This window comes from Phaeobacter sp. PT47_59 (assembly GCF_028890025.1).
GTDB lineage: Bacteria > Pseudomonadota > Alphaproteobacteria > Rhodobacterales > Rhodobacteraceae > Phycobacter.
Genome location: NZ_JARCJL010000010.1, coordinates 55,151 through 70,805, shown reverse-complemented (window position 1 = coordinate 70,805; position 15,655 = coordinate 55,151). Strand labels below are relative to the sequence as shown.

Annotated in this window: 15 protein-coding genes; 12 read left to right on the top strand and 3 right to left on the bottom strand. The window is 62.6% G+C overall.

All coding sequences use genetic code 11. The annotated features are described in order from the left end of the window. The first annotated feature begins 2 nt into the window (after nucleotides 1–2). The 6 genes from PXK01_RS11330 (at nucleotide 3) to PXK01_RS11305 (ending at nucleotide 5,046) form a co-directional block, all read left to right on the top strand. Complete coding sequence (locus PXK01_RS11330; protein ID WP_274860105.1) at nucleotides 3–881, top strand: hypothetical protein; 879 nt, start codon at nucleotides 3–5, stop codon at nucleotides 879–881. Nucleotides 882–1,031: 150 nt separating this feature from the next. After that, the gene (locus tag PXK01_RS11325; RefSeq protein WP_274847336.1) at nucleotides 1,032–1,811 is read left to right on the top strand and encodes a succinate dehydrogenase iron-sulfur subunit; all 780 of its coding nucleotides are present in this window, start codon (nucleotides 1,032–1,034) and stop codon (nucleotides 1,809–1,811) included. 194 nt (nucleotides 1,812–2,005) lie between these two features. Beyond that, entirely contained in the window at nucleotides 2,006–2,170 is a 165-nt protein-coding gene (locus tag PXK01_RS11320; RefSeq protein WP_274860103.1) for a hypothetical protein, read from the top strand. A gap of 65 nt (nucleotides 2,171–2,235) precedes the next feature. Continuing rightward, a complete protein-coding gene (locus tag PXK01_RS11315; RefSeq protein WP_274860102.1) occupies nucleotides 2,236–2,445 on the top strand; it encodes a hypothetical protein in 210 nt (69 codons plus the stop codon). A gap of 380 nt (nucleotides 2,446–2,825) precedes the next feature. After that, on the top strand, nucleotides 2,826–4,007 hold the full coding sequence (locus PXK01_RS11310; protein ID WP_274847338.1) for a type III PLP-dependent enzyme: 1,182 nt from the start codon (nucleotides 2,826–2,828) through the stop codon (nucleotides 4,005–4,007). Nucleotides 4,008–4,188: 181 nt separating this feature from the next. Beyond that, nucleotides 4,189–5,046: an urea carboxylase-associated family protein gene (locus PXK01_RS11305; protein ID WP_274860100.1), complete on the top strand. Its 858-nt coding sequence runs from the start codon at nucleotides 4,189–4,191 to the stop codon at nucleotides 5,044–5,046. Nucleotides 5,047–5,224: 178 nt separating this feature from the next. Here the strand turns inward: PXK01_RS11305 and deoD are convergent, their stop codons facing one another. The 3 genes from deoD to PXK01_RS11290 form a co-directional block, all read right to left on the bottom strand. Beyond that, entirely contained in the window at nucleotides 5,225–5,929 is a 705-nt protein-coding gene (deoD, locus tag PXK01_RS11300) for a purine-nucleoside phosphorylase (protein WP_274860098.1), read from the bottom strand. A gap of 24 nt (nucleotides 5,930–5,953) precedes the next feature. Continuing rightward, entirely contained in the window at nucleotides 5,954–6,271 is a 318-nt protein-coding gene (locus PXK01_RS11295; RefSeq protein ID WP_274847341.1) for an H-NS histone family protein, read from the bottom strand. A gap of 129 nt (nucleotides 6,272–6,400) precedes the next feature. Next, a complete protein-coding gene (locus PXK01_RS11290; protein WP_274847342.1) occupies nucleotides 6,401–8,377 on the bottom strand; it encodes a protein meaA in 1,977 nt (658 codons plus the stop codon). A gap of 164 nt (nucleotides 8,378–8,541) precedes the next feature. Between PXK01_RS11290 and PXK01_RS11285 the strand changes: the two genes are divergently transcribed. The 6 genes from PXK01_RS11285 to PXK01_RS11260 all read left to right on the top strand — a co-directional run bounded on the left by PXK01_RS11285 (nucleotide 8,542) and on the right by PXK01_RS11260 (nucleotide 15,581). Then, entirely contained in the window at nucleotides 8,542–9,981 is a 1,440-nt protein-coding gene (locus PXK01_RS11285; RefSeq protein WP_274860096.1) for a 1-acyl-sn-glycerol-3-phosphate acyltransferase, read from the top strand. A gap of 111 nt (nucleotides 9,982–10,092) precedes the next feature. Further along, nucleotides 10,093–11,379 (top strand): crotonyl-CoA carboxylase/reductase, encoded by a 1,287-nt coding sequence (ccrA, locus tag PXK01_RS11280; RefSeq protein WP_274860095.1) that lies wholly within the window; start codon nucleotides 10,093–10,095, stop codon nucleotides 11,377–11,379. A 373-nt stretch (nucleotides 11,380–11,752) separates the two neighbouring features. Beyond that, nucleotides 11,753–12,472, top strand: coding sequence for a helix-turn-helix transcriptional regulator (locus PXK01_RS11275; protein WP_274847524.1), 720 nt, complete (start codon nucleotides 11,753–11,755; stop codon nucleotides 12,470–12,472). Between the two features lie 111 nt (nucleotides 12,473–12,583). Then, nucleotides 12,584–13,225 (top strand): acyl-homoserine-lactone synthase, encoded by a 642-nt coding sequence (locus PXK01_RS11270; RefSeq protein WP_274847345.1) that lies wholly within the window; start codon nucleotides 12,584–12,586, stop codon nucleotides 13,223–13,225. 83 nt (nucleotides 13,226–13,308) lie between these two features. Beyond that, complete coding sequence (locus tag PXK01_RS11265) at nucleotides 13,309–14,844, top strand: ATP-dependent DNA helicase (protein ID WP_274860093.1); 1,536 nt, start codon at nucleotides 13,309–13,311, stop codon at nucleotides 14,842–14,844. Beyond that, entirely contained in the window at nucleotides 14,841–15,581 is a 741-nt protein-coding gene (locus tag PXK01_RS11260) for an SDR family oxidoreductase (protein WP_274860091.1), read from the top strand. The genes PXK01_RS11265 and PXK01_RS11260 overlap by 4 nt, the downstream gene beginning before the upstream one ends. The last annotated feature ends 74 nt before the right edge of the window (nucleotides 15,582–15,655 follow it).

Sequence of the window (15,655 nt, the reverse complement as noted above, 5' to 3'; positions counted from 1 at the left end):
GCATGGCCACAGCGCATATCGAACAGACCGCATGGCAACCACTGGGCTTCGTGCCCGGTGTTGCCCTGCGCCTGTTCGGTATGCGCCGCTCGGGCAACCATGCCATCGTGGGCTGGCTGCAGCGCAATGCGCCCGGCGGGCGCTCGGTCTTCCTCAACAATTGCAAGCCGGGCCAGGATCCCTTGCGCAGCTTTCGCGGGATCGAGGTCAATGGCGCCCATGCCCCCCAGCACAAGGCGCTGCGGGATATGGCTTCGGTGGCGGGCGCGGCCGGTGACGGCGCGCTTCTGGTGATGTCCTACGAGGATACATCGCCCGCGGAATTCACCGGAGACCGACAGGTGTCCGGCGGCTTCGATGAGAGCCGTCTGAGCCGCAACGTGCTGATCTATCGCAGCTTCCTCAACTGGTCGGCCTCGCTTCTGAAGAAGATGCAAGGCAACCCCAGCTACAGCCTGGTGCGCCGCAACGCTATCTTGCTGCGCGCCATGGACACCTACACCCGCCTGTTGGGCATGGTGGAACTGGCAAAGGATCTTGCGGTTACCTGCATTTCCTATGATCGTTGGTGCCGGGAGGATGCCTATCGCGCGGATCTGCTTGAGGAGCTGGGCCTTGAGGCGCAGGACAACAGCCTTGGCACGGTGCAGCGCTATGGCGGTGGCTCTTCCTTCCAGAAGAATGCCAAGGGCGCCGAGGATCTTCAGACCGATCAACGCTGGCGCCAGATGGCGACGGATGCCGAATATCAGTCCGTCCTGCACCTGGCCGCGCGCGATACCGCGCTGACCGACCGGCTGTCGCGGCTGTTCCCGGGTGATGCGGCCCTGCTGGCCCGTGTCGCGGCTGAAACCCCAATGATACGCGGAGGGCTGGCATGATGGCCCCCGCACCCCTGAACCCAGGCGCCGGTTTCGGCGCCGCACTCGCTTTCCGGCAGGGCACCCGCCTCTCGCCGGTTCATCCGATCTCCTGTCTGCAGGCACCGCTTTGGTCCCTGACGATGGGCGGCTAAGCAAGGAGACAGATCTATGGTCGAATTCGCACTTCCGAAAAACTCCAAGATCACCACGGGTAAGACGTGGCCCAAGCCTGAAGGCGCAACCAATGTCCGTAAGTTCCAGATCTATCGCTGGAACCCGGATGACGGCAAGAACCCGCAGGTGGATACGTATTTCCTGGACATGGACAAATGCGGTCCCATGGTTCTGGACGCGCTGATCAAGATCAAGAACGAGATCGATCCCACGCTGACCTTCCGCCGCTCCTGCCGCGAAGGCATCTGTGGTTCCTGCGCGATGAACATCGACGGGATCAACACGCTGGCCTGTATCTATGGCCTGGACGAGGTGAAGGGCGACGTGAAGATCTACCCGCTGCCGCATATGCCGGTGGTGAAGGACCTGATCCCCGATCTCACCCATTTCTATGCCCAGCACGCCTCGATCATGCCCTGGCTGGAAACCAAGACCAACCGCCCCGCGAAAGAGTGGAAGCAGTCCATCGAGGACCGCAAGAAACTGGACGGTCTCTATGAATGCGTGATGTGCGCCAGCTGCTCCACCTCCTGCCCGAGCTACTGGTGGAACGGTGATCGCTACCTCGGCCCTGCCGCCCTGCTGCACGCCTACCGCTGGATCATCGACAGTCGTGACGAGGCCACCGGTGAGCGTCTCGATCAGCTGGAAGATCCCTTCAAGCTCTATCGCTGCCACACGATCATGAACTGCGCCAAGACCTGCCCGAAGGGTCTGAACCCGGCGAAGGCGATTGCCCATATCAAGCATATGATGGTGGAACGCGTGGTCTGATCCCGGCCTGATGGCCTGACAGAACCAATGCCGCCTCGGAGGGTTGCCTTCGGGGCGGTTTTCTTTTGCACGATGCGGCCAGGCTTGCATTTCCTGCATGGCGAGACTGCAGAAATGCATGCTGCACATTGCACCGCGGCGCGCCTATCTTCGGCGGCAGGGAGGAAACATCCTGAAGACAAGGACATGTTTCCATGACACATTCTGTCGAACACACCGCCAAGCCATCCCAGGACAAGGCCGCTGCCGCCCTGAAGGATCTTGAACAGGCCTGGGCCTATTACACGCCGACCCCGCTGCCTCAGACCCCGGAGGAGCAGCCGGTTCTGGGCTATGCCCCTTACTACCAGGCAGCCTGACACCGGGTAGCCGGGTCGGTACCCAGCCATTGACCCTTGCTGCGCGCGGTCGCTAGACAGCGCGCATGCCCATTCTGCTCCTGATCCTTCTGGCCGGTGTCCTTGCCTATTTCATCTGGCGAAACCGGACCTCCACCCTGACGCGCCATTGCCGTTGGCGCGCCGAGCGCAGCAAGGGCCAGTGGCGCTGCACCTCCTGTGGCGCCGTGCAGCCTGGTGAGGCGCAGCCGCGCCACTGTCTGAACCCTGCTGGATCACGCAGGGGCGGGCACTGAGAGTTGCTCTGACTGTATCGCTGACGGGGGCGCTCCCGCCCACTCCCTGACAGCCAAAGGCTGCCGGTCGCGGTTGGGCGTGGCGCCGCGCAAAGCGCGGCGCTGGGCCCAAGGCGGACGGGGGCATCTTTGATGCACCCAGGCAGGCGCGGGAGCCCCCCGTTTTGTCTCTTCCCCGTTTTGCCCCCTGTTTGCCATGGCCAGAAAAATGAGTCCGGGCGCAGAAAACCTCTTGCACGACTCAAAACTTTGCCCGATATGCGCGAATAAGACGCCAACGCACGCGCCTCTGTCGAAAGGGCTAACAGCCCTAGGGTTACGTAGCGACGGTAACGTCTCTGATTGAAGTGAGCGGTCATAGATGGCCGGGTCTTTTGGAGATGACCATGAACGCATACGTAACCGGGCAAATCGCCCGCGGTTGTGAAGTCGTACCTGCAGCACGCCACATCGAGTATATCGCGAACACCGCTTTCGCACGTCCGACCCTGGTGGTCGACGGCGCCGCCGTGGCGCGCCAGTACCAGGCGCTGGCCGCCGGTCTGGGCCGCGCCCGCATCCACTATGCGGTGAAAGCCAACCCCGAAGCCGCCCTGCTGCGTCGCCTCGTGCGTGCGGGGTCCAACTTCGATGCCGCCAGCCGTGCGGAGATCGAAATGTGCCTGGCCGCCGGTGCCGCGCCGCATCAGATCACCTTTGGCAACACCATCAAACGCCCCGCCGACATCGCCTTTGCCTATGAGATCGGCATCCGCCATTTTGCCGCGGATGCGATGGAAGAGCTGGAGAAACTGGCCGAACACGCCCCCGGTGCCCATGTCTGCATCCGCTTGCTGGTCAATGCCACCGGCGCCGACTGGCCGCTCAGCCGCAAGTTTGGCTGCACCCCGGATATGGCCCTCACCCTGATGGACCGCGCCCGCGATCTGGGACTGGTGGCCGATGGCCTCTCGTTCCACGTCGGCTCGCAGACCCGCGATCCGATGACCTGGGGCGTGACGCTGGATCAGGTCCAGACCGTCTGGCAGGCCGCCAAGGATGCCGGTCACACCATGCGCCTGTTGAACATCGGCGGCGGCTTCCCGGCCTCCTATGTCAATACCGTGATGGGCCCGACCGATTATGCCCGCGCGGTGATGGCGCAGGTCAATGCCCGTTTCCCCGATGCCGCCGAAGTCATGGCCGAGCCGGGCCGCGGCCTGGTGGCCGAGGCAGGCGCGATCGTGGCCGAGGTTCTGCTGGTTTCGAAAAAGCACGCGGATGACCTGCACCGCTGGGTTTTCCTCGATATCGGCAAATTCTCGGGTCTTGCGGAAACCATGGACGAGGCGATCCGCTACCGTATCACCACCGAGCGCGACCATGAGCCCACCGGCGCTTGCGTGCTGGCCGGTCCCTCCTGCGACAGCGCCGATGTGCTTTATGAAAAACACCCCTACCAGCTGCCTCTGGGCCTGAAGGCTGGGGACCGCGTGGTGATCCACGCCTGTGGCGCCTATACCTCGACCTATTCCTCGGTCGGCTTCAACGGCTTCCCGCCGCTGGATGTGGTGGTGATCTGAGCAGATCCGCTCAGCAGATTTTGATGACAGCAAAGGCGTTCGGGACTTGTGCCCGGACGCCTTTGCGCATTTGCTTGCGCCGATAACAGCGTCGGTCTCTTTATGGGGTCTCTTTTCCTATTTGGCCTTTTCGGGGACGACCCTCTCACCCGACCCTGAAACAGAAGGACAGGTTGCTGCCATGACGCACCCCCACCCTCCCACCCCGGCAGACGCGGCAGAGCGCAGGGCCGTCAAACCGGTGATCTGCTACCCGAACGAGACCCTGCCAGTGCCGGACCTGGCGCTGTACCGGGCGGTGCGGCAGGCGGCCACGAAGACCGGCGAGGTGCTGGTGCCGCCCCGGGATGCGGCCTGTTTCGAGGTGCCCGCCGGACATTTCTTCCGCATCTCCTCGGCCGAAGGGCCGCAGGTGGGCGATCTGAACCTGTGGAACCGCAATGACCTGTCCGAACGCTTCTATTCCGGCAAGAGCCGCGCGCTGCATGGCACCCATCTGAGCACCGGCGAGCGCATGTGGACCAGCTTTCCGTATCTGCGCCCGATGGCCACCATCACCGAGGATACCCTGGGCTGGTACGGTATGGATGAATTTGGCGGGTCGGTCCACGATGTGATCGGCACCCGCTGCGATCCCTACACCGGCAACCTGCTGGCAGGCAGCCAGTATCACCAGTGCTGCCACTCCAACCTGACGCGCGCATTGGCGGACCATAGGGGGCTGAGCCTCAAAGAGGCCGAAGCTCATGTGCATGACGTGCTCAACGTCTTCATGTGCACGGGCTTCACCCGCGATACCGGCCAGTATTTCATGAAGGCCAGCCCGGTGCGCCCCGGTGATTATCTGGAGTTCTTTGCCGAGATCGATCTTTTGGGTGCGCTGAGCGCCTGTCCGGGCGGGGATTGTTCGGCGGAGCACTCCAGCGACGCGGCAGCGTGTTATCCGCTGCTGGTGGAGGTCTTTGCGCCTGCCCCCGATGCGCTTGACCCTTGGCAGAGCCCCGCCGTCAACGGCTACGATCGCAGTCACGGACGATAGGGGCGGACGATAGCGTGGAGGCTCCCGCGCCTGTGCGCCCGCCCCTAGAAGGGGCGGCACAGAGCCTTGGGCCCGGCAGCGCGCCTGCGGCGCGCTGTGTCACCGCTTGTGGGATGGACATGAAAACGGGCAGCGGAGGTTTCCACTGCCCGGTCTTGTTTCAGCTATCAGCGCTGGTTCAGCTGAAGGCGGCTTCCAGAGCGATCTCCACCATGTCGCCAAAGCTGCGTTCCCGCTGGTCAGCGGGCAGGGCCTCGCCGGTCTGCAGGTGATCCGAGACGGTCAGCACCGCCAGGGCGCGGCAGCCATAGCGGGCGGCGAGGGTGTAAAGCTCGGCCGCCTCCATTTCGACGCCCAGGATGCCGTGACGCACCATCTGTTCATTGAGATCGGGGCGTTCGTCATAAAAGGTGTCGGAGGAATAGATGCCGCCCACATGGGTGGTGACATCGCGCAAGCCAGCGGCCTTGGCGGCGGCCTGGAGCAAGGACCAGTCAGCGCAGGGGGCGAAATTCACCTCCTTGAAGATGCTGGCCGAGGGTGAGCCTGCAGTCGTGGCCGTCATGGCAAGGATCACATCACGGACCGCAACGCTTTTCTGCATGCCGCCACAGGAGCCGATCCGGATCAGGGTTTTTGCCCCGAAATCACGGATCAATTCATTGGCATAAATGGAAAGCGACGGCATTCCCATGCCACTGCCCTGAATGGTGACGGGATTGCCTTTCCAGTGGCCGGTAAACCCGAGCATGCCGCGCACGTTATTTACAAGGCGTGCGTCTTGTAAAAAGGTCTCTGCGGCCCATTTGGCTCGATATGGATCGCCGGGCATCAAAACCGTTTCGGCAATATCGCCCTTTTCGGCACCAATATGAATTGTCATGATCCCATTCCAATCTGAGACTGATCAGATTTCCAGATCGGAAATATCCATGCCGGCGGTCAAGGCTGCATGAACCCAATGAGGTTTGCGTCCGCGGCCGCTCCAGGTTTCTTCCGGATTGTTGGGATTGCGATATTTTGCGGCCGCTTTTTGCTTTTTCGCGCCGCTGCGGGCTGCACCGGCAATCTCTTCCAGCGAGAAGCCGAATTTGGCGGCTGCTTCTTCGGCGGCTTTCAGGGCTTCCTGACGCTCGCGCACTTCGGCTGATTTAATTGCAGTTTCAACGTCCGCCTTTAGCTGAACGAGTTCACTGCGGGACATGGAAGACAGATCGATGCTCATTTTGATACTCCGGTGCATTATGGGTCACGCGGAATTCTCCGCGCGACCCCGATACTGGAATATGCAAGCTTTCACCCAAAAGTATTAGGGGGAATTTTGACCTGCGGGAAAAATACTGTGATTTCGCCTTTACGACGCAATCGCCGGAGGTTTGGCGAGTTCCACAATATCTCCCATAATTGTATTCAGCTCAAAATCCTTCGGCGTATAGACTCGGGCAACGCCCATTTCCTTTAGCCGCGCGGCGTCGTCATCGGGAATGATTCCCCCCACCACCACCGGGATGTGGCCAAGGCCCGCATCGCGCATCAGGTTCATCATGTCTTCGACCAGGGGCAGGTGGCTGCCCGACAGGATCGACAGGCCGACGATATGGGCGTCGTCCTTCTTGGCCTGATCCACCAGTTCCTGCGGGGTCATGCGGATGCCGTCATAGGTGATGTCCATGCCGCAGTCGCGGGCGCGGAAGGCGATCTGTTCGGCGCCGTTGGAGTGCCCATCAAGGCCCGGCTTGCCCACCACGAATTTCAGGCGCCGCCCCAGCTGGTCACTGACCGCGTTGACCGCATCGCGCAGATCATCCAGCCCTTCGGTCTTGTTCGAGGGCGAGCCGGACACGCCGGTCGGGCCGCGATAGGTGCCATGCACGCGGCGCATCTCCTCGGCCCATTCGCCGGTGGTGACGCCTGCCTTGGCCGCCGCGATCGAGGGCTCCATGATATTGCTGCCCTCTTCGGCGGCCTTGCGCAGGGCGGCCAGGGCGGCCTGGACTGCCGCATTGTCGCGCTGGGCGCGCCAGTCGTTCAGGCGACCGATCTGCTGCTGCTCCACCGCCGGGTCGACAACCATGATGCCGCCATCCTCGGTCTGCAGCGGCGAGGGCTCGCCCTCGGTCCAGCGGTTGACGCCGACCACGACGGTTTCATTGCGCTCGATCCGGTTCAGGCGCTCGGCGTTGGAATCCACCAGGCGCGATTTCATGTACTCAATGGAGGCCACGGCGCCGCCCATGGAATCGAGGTTCGCCAGCTCGGCGCGGGCGCCTTCCTTCAGCTCTTCGACCTTGCGGTCCACTGCCGGGTTGCCGTCGAACAGGTCTTCGTATTCCAGAAGGTCGGTTTCATAGGCGAGGATCTGCTGCATGCGCATGGACCACTGCTGATCCCAGGGGCGGGGCAGACCCAGGGCTTCGTTCCAGGCAGGCAGCTGCACCGCGCGGGCGCGGGCCTTTTTCGACAGGGTCACCGCCAGCATCTCGATCAGGATCCGGTAGACGTTGTTTTCCGGCTGCTGCTCGGTCAGGCCGAGGGAGTTCACCTGCACGCCATAGCGGAAGCGGCGGAATTTCGGGTTGTCCACGCCATAGCGTTTCTCGCAGATCTCATCCCAGAGATCGACAAAGGCGCGCATCTTGCACATCTCGGTGACAAAGCGGATGCCCGCGTTCACAAAGAAGGAGATCCGCCCCACCAGCGCCGGGAAATCTTCGGGCGCAATGCGCGGGCGCAGCTCGTCCAGAACCGCCTGTGCGGTGGCCAGGGCAAAGGCCAGTTCCTGCTCGGGTGTCGCACCGGCTTCCTGCAGGTGGTAGGAACAGACGTTCATCGGGTTCCACTTGGGCACGTTGGTGTAGCAGTATTCAGCCACATCCGCGATCATCTTCAGGCTGGGCTTGGGCGGGCAGATATAGGTGCCGCGGCTCAGGTATTCCTTGATCAGGTCGTTCTGAACGGTGCCCTGCAGCTTGCTGACATCGGCGCCCTGTTCCTCGGCCACGGCGATATAAAGCGACAAGAGCCAGGGCGCGGTCGCGTTGATCGTCATGGACGTGTTCATCTGCTCCAGCGGGATCTGGTCGAACAGGGTGCGCATGTCGCCCAGGTGGCAGACGGGCACGCCCACTTTGCCGACTTCGCCGCGCGCCAGCACGTGGTCGCTGTCATAGCCGGTCTGGGTCGGCAGGTCGAAGGCGACCGACAGGCCGGTCTGACCCTTGGCCAGGTTCGAGCGATAAAGCGCGTTGGAGGCCTCGGCGGTGGAGTGGCCGGCATAGGTGCGGATCAGCCAGGGACGGTCGGCTTTGCGGTCATTCTGCGTCTGCGACATGGGCGGGCCTCACGATTCTGAGATGGGTAATTTTATTTCGCTGCGGCGATGTAAAGCGGAATAATAAACCCATGTCAATTCGCTGCAACGCGGCGAAGGCGCGCGGGCGGCTCTGATCCTGCGTCACAATTGCCGTAAACCCGCTTTGCTGCCACAGTCATCCCATGACCGCGACCGTCGAGATCCCGCTCTGGCTCTTCGTGCTGATCCTGCTGTTTGCGGCGGTCACCTTTGCCTCGCATTTCCTGTTCCCGTCTGTGCGCTGGTTCTTCCGACGGCGGCTAGAGCGGGCGGTGGCGCGGCTCAACCGGCGGCTGGAGCGCCCGATCGAGCCGTTCCGGCTGGCGCGGCGCTATGACATGATCCAGCGGCTGATCTACGATCCGCAGGTGGCGCAGGCGGTGGCCGATCACGCGGCGGCCCAGGGTATTCCTGATAATGTCGCCTTTGAGGAGGCGCGCCGCTATGCGCGCGAGATCGTGCCCTCCTTTTCCGCCTTCACCTATTTCAGCTTTGCCATTCGCGTCACGCGCTGGCTGTCCAACGCGATCTACCGGGTGCGGCTGGGTCATCAGGATGAAGAGGCCCTGCGCCGGATCGACCCGGAGGCGACGCTGGTCTTCGTGATGAACCACCGCAGCAATATGGACTACGTGCTGATCACCTATCTGGCGGCGCGGCGCTCGGCCCTGTCCTATGCGGTGGGGGAGTGGGCGCGGGTCTGGCCCCTGTCGCGGCTGATCCGGGCCATGGGCGCCTATTTCATCCGGCGCAAATCCCGCAACGAACTCTATCGCCGGGTGCTGGCCACCTATGTGCGCCTGGCCACGCAGGGCGGCGCCACCCAGGCCCTGTTCCCCGAAGGGGGGTTGAGCCTGGACGGGGCGCTGGCCGAGCCGCGCATGGGGCTGTTGAAATACATCGTCGCGGCCAAGGACGCGGCAGGTCCCAGCCGCGATGTGATCTTCATCCCGGTGGGGCTGAACTATGATTGGGTGCTGGAGGACAAGATCCTGACCTCTGCCGGGCGCGCCGGAGAACGCCGGTTCAAGGCCCGCATCGGGGTCATCATGGCGCGGATGCTGCGGCAGCTGTGGCTGTGGATGACCGGCCGCTATCACCGCTTTGGCTATGCGGCGGTGAACTTTGGCCGCCCGCTGAGCCTGGCGGAGTTCACGGCAGCGCAACCGGTCGAAGGGCAGGGGGCCGAGGATCTGCCCGCCCCGCTGTCGCAGGAGCTGATGGGGCGGATCGGAGAGATCGTGCCGGTCCTGCCGGTACCCGCGGTAGCCTGGCTGCTGCTGTCCGAAGGGGCGATGTCACGCAGCGCGCTGGAGCACCGGCTGGGCGCCTTGCTGGAGCGGATGCCGATGGCGCATGTGCATCTGCCGCGCCACAGCCTGGCCTATGCGGTGGAAGCGGCGCTGCGGCTGCTCCTCCAGCGTGGCCTGGTGCAGCTCGAGCGGGGGTACTACCTGCCCGTGCCCGCCAAACGGGACCTGCTGATCTACTACGCCAACTCCATCCGGCACCTGGTTCCGGCGGCCTCTTTGCCTACAAATGCTGCGGATGCTAAGGGGTATTCTGCGTCCGCGAGGTCATAAAATTTCAAAACAACCTCAAATGGGGTTGCATTATTACCCTCACATTTCTATCTCCTAGAAAGGCCCGCGATTCTGCATTGCGGCGAAATGTTTCATACGAAGGAGGCCATCATGGCTCTGGACACGCAGACCGACGTTATGTCCTACGAGGCGCCCGAGAAGGATCTCTATGAGATGGGCGAAATCCCCCCGATGGGCTTCGTCCCCAAGAAAATGTACGCCTGGACCATCCGCAAGGAGCGCCACGGCGAGCCGAACACCGCCATGGTCGAGGAAGTGGTGGACGTGCCCGAGCTGGACAGCCACGAGGTGCTGGTGCTGGTGATGGCCGCCGGTGTGAACTACAACGGCGTCTGGGCCTCCCTCGGCAAGCCGATCTCGCCCTTCGACGGCCACAAGGCCCCCTATCACATCGCCGGTTCCGATGCCGCGGGCATCGTCTGGGCGGTGGGCTCCAAGGTGACCCGCTGGAAAGTGGGCGACGAAGTCGTGGTCCACTGCAACCAGGACGATGGCGACGACGAGGAATGCAACGGTGGCGATCCGATGTACTCCCCCAGCCAGCGCATCTGGGGCTATGAGACCCCCGATGGCTCCTTCGCGCAGTTCACCAATGTGCAGGCTCAGCAGCTGATGCCGCGCCCCAAGCACCTGACCTGGGAAGAAAGCGCCTGTTACACGCTGACGCTGGCGACCGCCTACCGGATGCTGTTCGGCCACGAGCCGCATGACCTGAAGCCGGGCCAGAACGTTCTGGTCTGGGGCGCCTCCGGTGGCCTCGGTTCCTATGCGATCCAGTTGATCAACACCGCCGGCGCCAACGCCATTGGCGTGATCTCGGACGAGAGCAAGCGCGACTTCGTGATGGGCCTGGGCGCCAAGGGCGTGTTGAACCGCAAGGACTTCAACTGCTGGGGCCAGCTGCCCACGGTGAACACCCCGGAATACAACGAGTGGTTCAAGGAAGCCCGCAAGTTCGGCAAGGCGATCTGGGACATCACCGGCAAGGGTGTGAACGTGGACATGGTCTTCGAACACCCCGGTGAATCCACCTTCCCGGTCTCGACCTTCGTGGTGAAAAAGGGCGGCATGGTCGTGATCTGCGCCGGCACCACCGGCTACAACCTGACCTTTGACGTGCGTTACATGTGGATGCACCAGAAGCGTCTGCAGGGCTCGCACTTTGCCCACCTGAAGCAGGCTTCGGCGGCCAACAAGCTGATGGTCGAGCGTCGCCTTGATCCCTGCATGTCCGAGGTCTTTACCTGGAACGACCTGCCCGAAGCCCACATGAAAATGCTGCGCAACGAACACCTGCCGGGCAATATGTCGGTACTGGTGCAGGCGCCGAAAACCGGCATGCGGACCCTGGGCGAGGTCCTCGACGCGGGCAAATAAGCCCGGCCGACCAACGGTCGAATCAGTGACATTTGAAGGAGCGAATCATTTCCAATGGTTCGCTCCTTTTTTCGTGTTGAAACATCAAATATAGACAATTCAATCTGTTACGGGCGCGGGCCTCCCCATTTTGGGGGAAGATGAACCCGCGAATATGCGTGTTTTTGTTATGAAATTACGATGCGGTCATCACTTGGAAAGCCTCAGGGGGCCGCAATGGGAGAAAATGAATGGATTTTGGACGTTCTCGTTGACCTGAGGGAGGTTGCCGCTGCAAAAGGTTTGAGGGGGCTGAGCGACCAGCTGGATACAGCTTGGGATGTCGCTTATGCGGAGATTTCTCCTCAGACTGACGACAACGGTGCGCGATCTTATGGCGAAGAAGGTAGATCTGGACGGCATTCTGGAGGATCTGGATGCCACCACGACACATGAGGGTCTGCAACAGATCACCGAACGCGTGCGCGATGCCTTCGGGATCGATCATATCGTCTATCACTGGGTCGACAGCGCCGGCGAGCAATATGGCGTCGGCACCTACGACGATGTCTGGGTCCAGCGCTATCTCGAACAGGGCTACCTGCGCACCGATCCGGTCATCATCGGCTGCTACCAGAGGTTCCATCCGGTCGATTGGAAGCGGCTGGACTGGTCCACAAGATCAGCGCGCATTTTCCTCAAGGATGCACTGGCGCATGGCGTCGGGAATCAGGGGTACTCGATCCCGATTCGCGGTCCCAACGGCCAGTTCGCGCTGTTTACCGTAAATCACAACTGCGAGGACGAAGAATGGGCTGAATTTACCGACGACCACAGCCGCGAACTGATTCTCATGGCGCATTACTTCAACCGCAAGGCGCTGGAGTTCGAACCGGATCGCGGACCAGAAAAAGCACAAACCCTATCGCCGCGTGAAATTGATGCACTGACGCTGCTGGCCATTGGCTACAGTCGTGCGCAGGTCGCACAAACCTTGTCAATTTCCGAACATACTTTGCGTGTCTACATTGAAAGTGCACGTTTTAAGCTTGGCGCGCTGAACACCACGCATGCGATTGCGAGGGCGCTCAGCTGCGGCCTGATTGTCGTTTAAGCGACTGAAAAATAAGCGGATTCTTGCCTCTAAAATTTATCTAAACTCTTTGGCATGCTGACCTAAACGCGTAGTCTGGTGCTGCATTTCAAGCTAAAGGGGACAATGCAAATGCTGCGCTATATCTACGGACATGATCTTCACAAACACCCGGAACTGGCCCACTCCATGTTCACGGATCGTGCCGACCAGTTCCGCACCCGGTTGGGGTGGGAGGTCAATGTGGATGCCAATGGTGAGGAGCGCGACCAGTATGACGCGCTGGATCCACTCTATGTGATCTGGGAGATGCCCGATGGCAGCCACGGTGGCTCCATGCGGTTTCTGCCCACCACCGGGCGGGTGATGGTGAACGAGATCTTCGGCCATCTGACGGGCGACTGCCCGGTCGTCAGCCCGCTGATCTGGGAATGCACCCGCTTCTGCCTGTCACGCAATGCGCCGTCCAAGGTGGCCGGGGCCCTGATGCTGGGCGGCGGCGAGCTGATGCGCAACTTCGGGGTGCGCCATTTCGTCGGTGTCTTCGACAAGCGGATGATCCGGATCTATCGTGCCATCGGCTCCAGCCCCGAGGTCCTGGGCAGCGAAGGCGAAGGCCGCGACCAGATCAGTGTCGGCCTGTGGGAGTTCACGCCGGAAAGCTACGAGGTGGTGGCCAAGCGCGCCGGGATTGCGCCGGAACTGTCGCGCCTGTGGTTCGACCGTGCCTTTGGCGAATCCGGCCCGGTAACACCGATGGCGATGACCGGCTGAGGTCCCGCCTGTATCAGTATCCCTGCTTGTTCCTGGGTCGGTTGCCGCTGGTGCAGCCGACCCTTGGGATGTAGGGTCGCGGCATGACACAGCCGCCTATCCAATTCTCCGATGACCAGGCCTCCGCCTATGACAGCGTGGCCGAGCTTTTGCGTCAGGCCGGGGTGGATCTGGACGATGGCTTGTTGCATCCGCCACGTGGCGACGCCGGAGTCATGGCGGTCATCGGCAAAGCGGGATCGGGCAAGACTTTGCTTCTGGCCGAACTCTACAAGGCGCTGGAACAGGCCGGTGTCGAGGTGGTCTCGGGCGATTACGAAAGCCGCAAGAAAAGCGGCAAGCGGACCCTGGCGATCCTGGCGCCCACCAACAAGGCCGCAAGCGTGCTGCGATTGCGCGGCGTGCCAGCAACCACGATCCACCGGATCCTCTATACCCCCGTCTATGACCCCGAATTCGAACGCATCGCCGAATGGCTGGCGGGCAATGGCGATGAGCCCGAGATCGAGGGTCTCACGCCCGAGGCCCTGGCCCGCGCTGCCGCCTTCTACGAGCGCAACAAATCGATCCCCGGTGCCCTGGCGGCCGCGGGCCTGCGCGGCTCGGATTTCATCACCGGCTGGAAACGCCGCGAAGAACCCCTGGACGTCGGTTTCGTGGATGAGGCCTCGATGCTGGATGACCGCCAGTTCGAGGATCTGAAAGAGATTTTCCCGACCCTTTTGCTGTTTGGCGATCCGGCCCAGCTGGCGCCGGTGAACCAGTCCGGTGCCATGGTCTTTGACGGCCTGCCCGAGTCGCGCAAGCTGGTTTTGAACCGTATCCACCGGCAGGAGGCGGACAACCCGATCCTGGATCTGGCCCATGCGCTGGCGGACCCGCAGCTGGGATTTGAAGACTTTGAACGCATGGTCGAGGACGTGGCCCGCCGTGACCCCCGCGTGGTCTGGGGGCAGCGGGTGGAGGTGGACCTGATGGCGCGCTCTCCGGTGCTGGTCTGGCGCAACGCGACCCGCATCCGCCTGATCAACGCCTTTCGCTCGGTCCATGGCGCGCCCGAGGACGCTCTGATCGAAGGCGAGCCGCTGATCTGCGACGGCATCGAACTGCCGCTGAAACACCGCAAGAAACGGCTGGACCTTGAGGCGCGCGGTCTGATCAAGGGGGCGCAGGTGATCTACCTCGGCCCCGGCCGCAAACCGGGTTTCTCGCGCCTGCACGTGATGGGCGCCGAGGATCCGCAGGTCTCGGCCGCCTCCATCGTGAAGATCGAGAAACCGGACGAGGAAGAGCCGTTTATCCCCTATGCCGCCCGCATGGGGGCGACCTTCCTGCATGGGGCTGCGGTGACCATTCACAAGGCGCAAGGGTCGCAGTGGGAAACCGCGCAGGTCTTTGCCCCGGACATCTATGCCGCCGCCCGCATGGGCCGCGTCGAGGCCGGTCAGCCCCTGTGGAAGCGGCTCGCCTATGTGGCGATCACCCGCGCGCAGGAGCGGCTGATCTGGGTGGTGCGCAACCGGCTGGCCAAACCTTCGGGGCCGCTGCGCGTGGATGATCTGCGCGCCGCCCCGGTGGCGGCCCTGACACTTGAGGCAGAGGAGGAGGCGACGATATGAGCCGAAAGACGATCCTGATCACCGGCGCAAGCTCGGGCATTGGCAAGGCGGTGGCGGAACTGTTCCTGAGCCAGGGCTGGTCCGTGGGCCTGCTCGCACGTCGGGCTGACAAGCTGGCCGATGTGGCGCTGGGCCATGACCGCGCCTATGTGCTGCCCGCCGATGTGACCGATGCCACGGCGGTGGATCACGCGGTGAACAGCTTTGCCATGCAGGCGGGGCGTCTGGATGTGCTGTTCAACAATGCGGGCATTTTCACGCCTCCCGGCACCATTGACGAGATCGCGCTGGAAGACTGGCACGCCGCGGTGAATGTGAACCTCACCGGCATGTTCCTGGCGGCACGGGCCGCCTTCCGCCAGATGCGGCACCAGTCGCCACAGGGCGGGCGGATCATCAACAACGGATCCATCGCCGCCCATGTGCCGCGCCCCGGCTCCGTGCCCTATGCGGCGACCAAGGCCGCGATCACCGGCCTCACCCGCAGCCTGTCGCTGGACGGGCGGCCCTTTGACATCGCTTGCGGCCAGATCGATATCGGCAATGCGCGCACGCCGATGGTGGAGGATCTGAGCCATCGTCACTCCATGGCCAACCCCGAAGGCGAGGCGATGCAGACCTTCGCGGTTGAGGATGCGGCACGGTCGGTCTTTCACATGGCGGATCTGCCGCTGGAGGCCAACGTGCAGTTCATGACGGTGATGGCCACCAAGATGCCCTATATCGGCCGCGGCTGAGGGTCGGACTGAGGGGGCGGACTGGGTTGGAAAGGCGGCGCACTCCCGCCCGTCTTCAAGCTGCTTGCGCAGCT

Coding starts and splice junctions, on each gene's coding strand:
- PXK01_RS11275 (WP_274847524.1), top strand. CDS start 11,753: ATGGCGAAGAAGGTAGATCTGGACGGCATTCTGGAGGATCTGGATGCC.
- PXK01_RS11330 (WP_274860105.1), top strand. CDS start 3: ATGGCCACAGCGCATATCGAACAGACCGCATGGCAACCACTGGGCTTC.
- deoD (WP_274860098.1), bottom strand. CDS start 5,929: ATGACAATTCATATTGGTGCCGAAAAGGGCGATATTGCCGAAACGGTT.
- ccrA (WP_274860095.1), top strand. CDS start 10,093: ATGGCTCTGGACACGCAGACCGACGTTATGTCCTACGAGGCGCCCGAG.
- PXK01_RS11325 (WP_274847336.1), top strand. CDS start 1,032: ATGGTCGAATTCGCACTTCCGAAAAACTCCAAGATCACCACGGGTAAG.
- PXK01_RS11310 (WP_274847338.1), top strand. CDS start 2,826: ATGACCATGAACGCATACGTAACCGGGCAAATCGCCCGCGGTTGTGAA.
- PXK01_RS11315 (WP_274860102.1), top strand. CDS start 2,236: ATGCCCATTCTGCTCCTGATCCTTCTGGCCGGTGTCCTTGCCTATTTC.
- PXK01_RS11260 (WP_274860091.1), top strand. CDS start 14,841: ATGAGCCGAAAGACGATCCTGATCACCGGCGCAAGCTCGGGCATTGGC.
- PXK01_RS11295 (WP_274847341.1), bottom strand. CDS start 6,271: ATGAGCATCGATCTGTCTTCCATGTCCCGCAGTGAACTCGTTCAGCTA.
- PXK01_RS11320 (WP_274860103.1), top strand. CDS start 2,006: ATGACACATTCTGTCGAACACACCGCCAAGCCATCCCAGGACAAGGCC.
- PXK01_RS11265 (WP_274860093.1), top strand. CDS start 13,309: ATGACACAGCCGCCTATCCAATTCTCCGATGACCAGGCCTCCGCCTAT.
- PXK01_RS11270 (WP_274847345.1), top strand. CDS start 12,584: ATGCTGCGCTATATCTACGGACATGATCTTCACAAACACCCGGAACTG.
- PXK01_RS11290 (WP_274847342.1), bottom strand. CDS start 8,377: ATGTCGCAGACGCAGAATGACCGCAAAGCCGACCGTCCCTGGCTGATC.
- PXK01_RS11285 (WP_274860096.1), top strand. CDS start 8,542: ATGACCGCGACCGTCGAGATCCCGCTCTGGCTCTTCGTGCTGATCCTG.
- PXK01_RS11305 (WP_274860100.1), top strand. CDS start 4,189: ATGACGCACCCCCACCCTCCCACCCCGGCAGACGCGGCAGAGCGCAGG.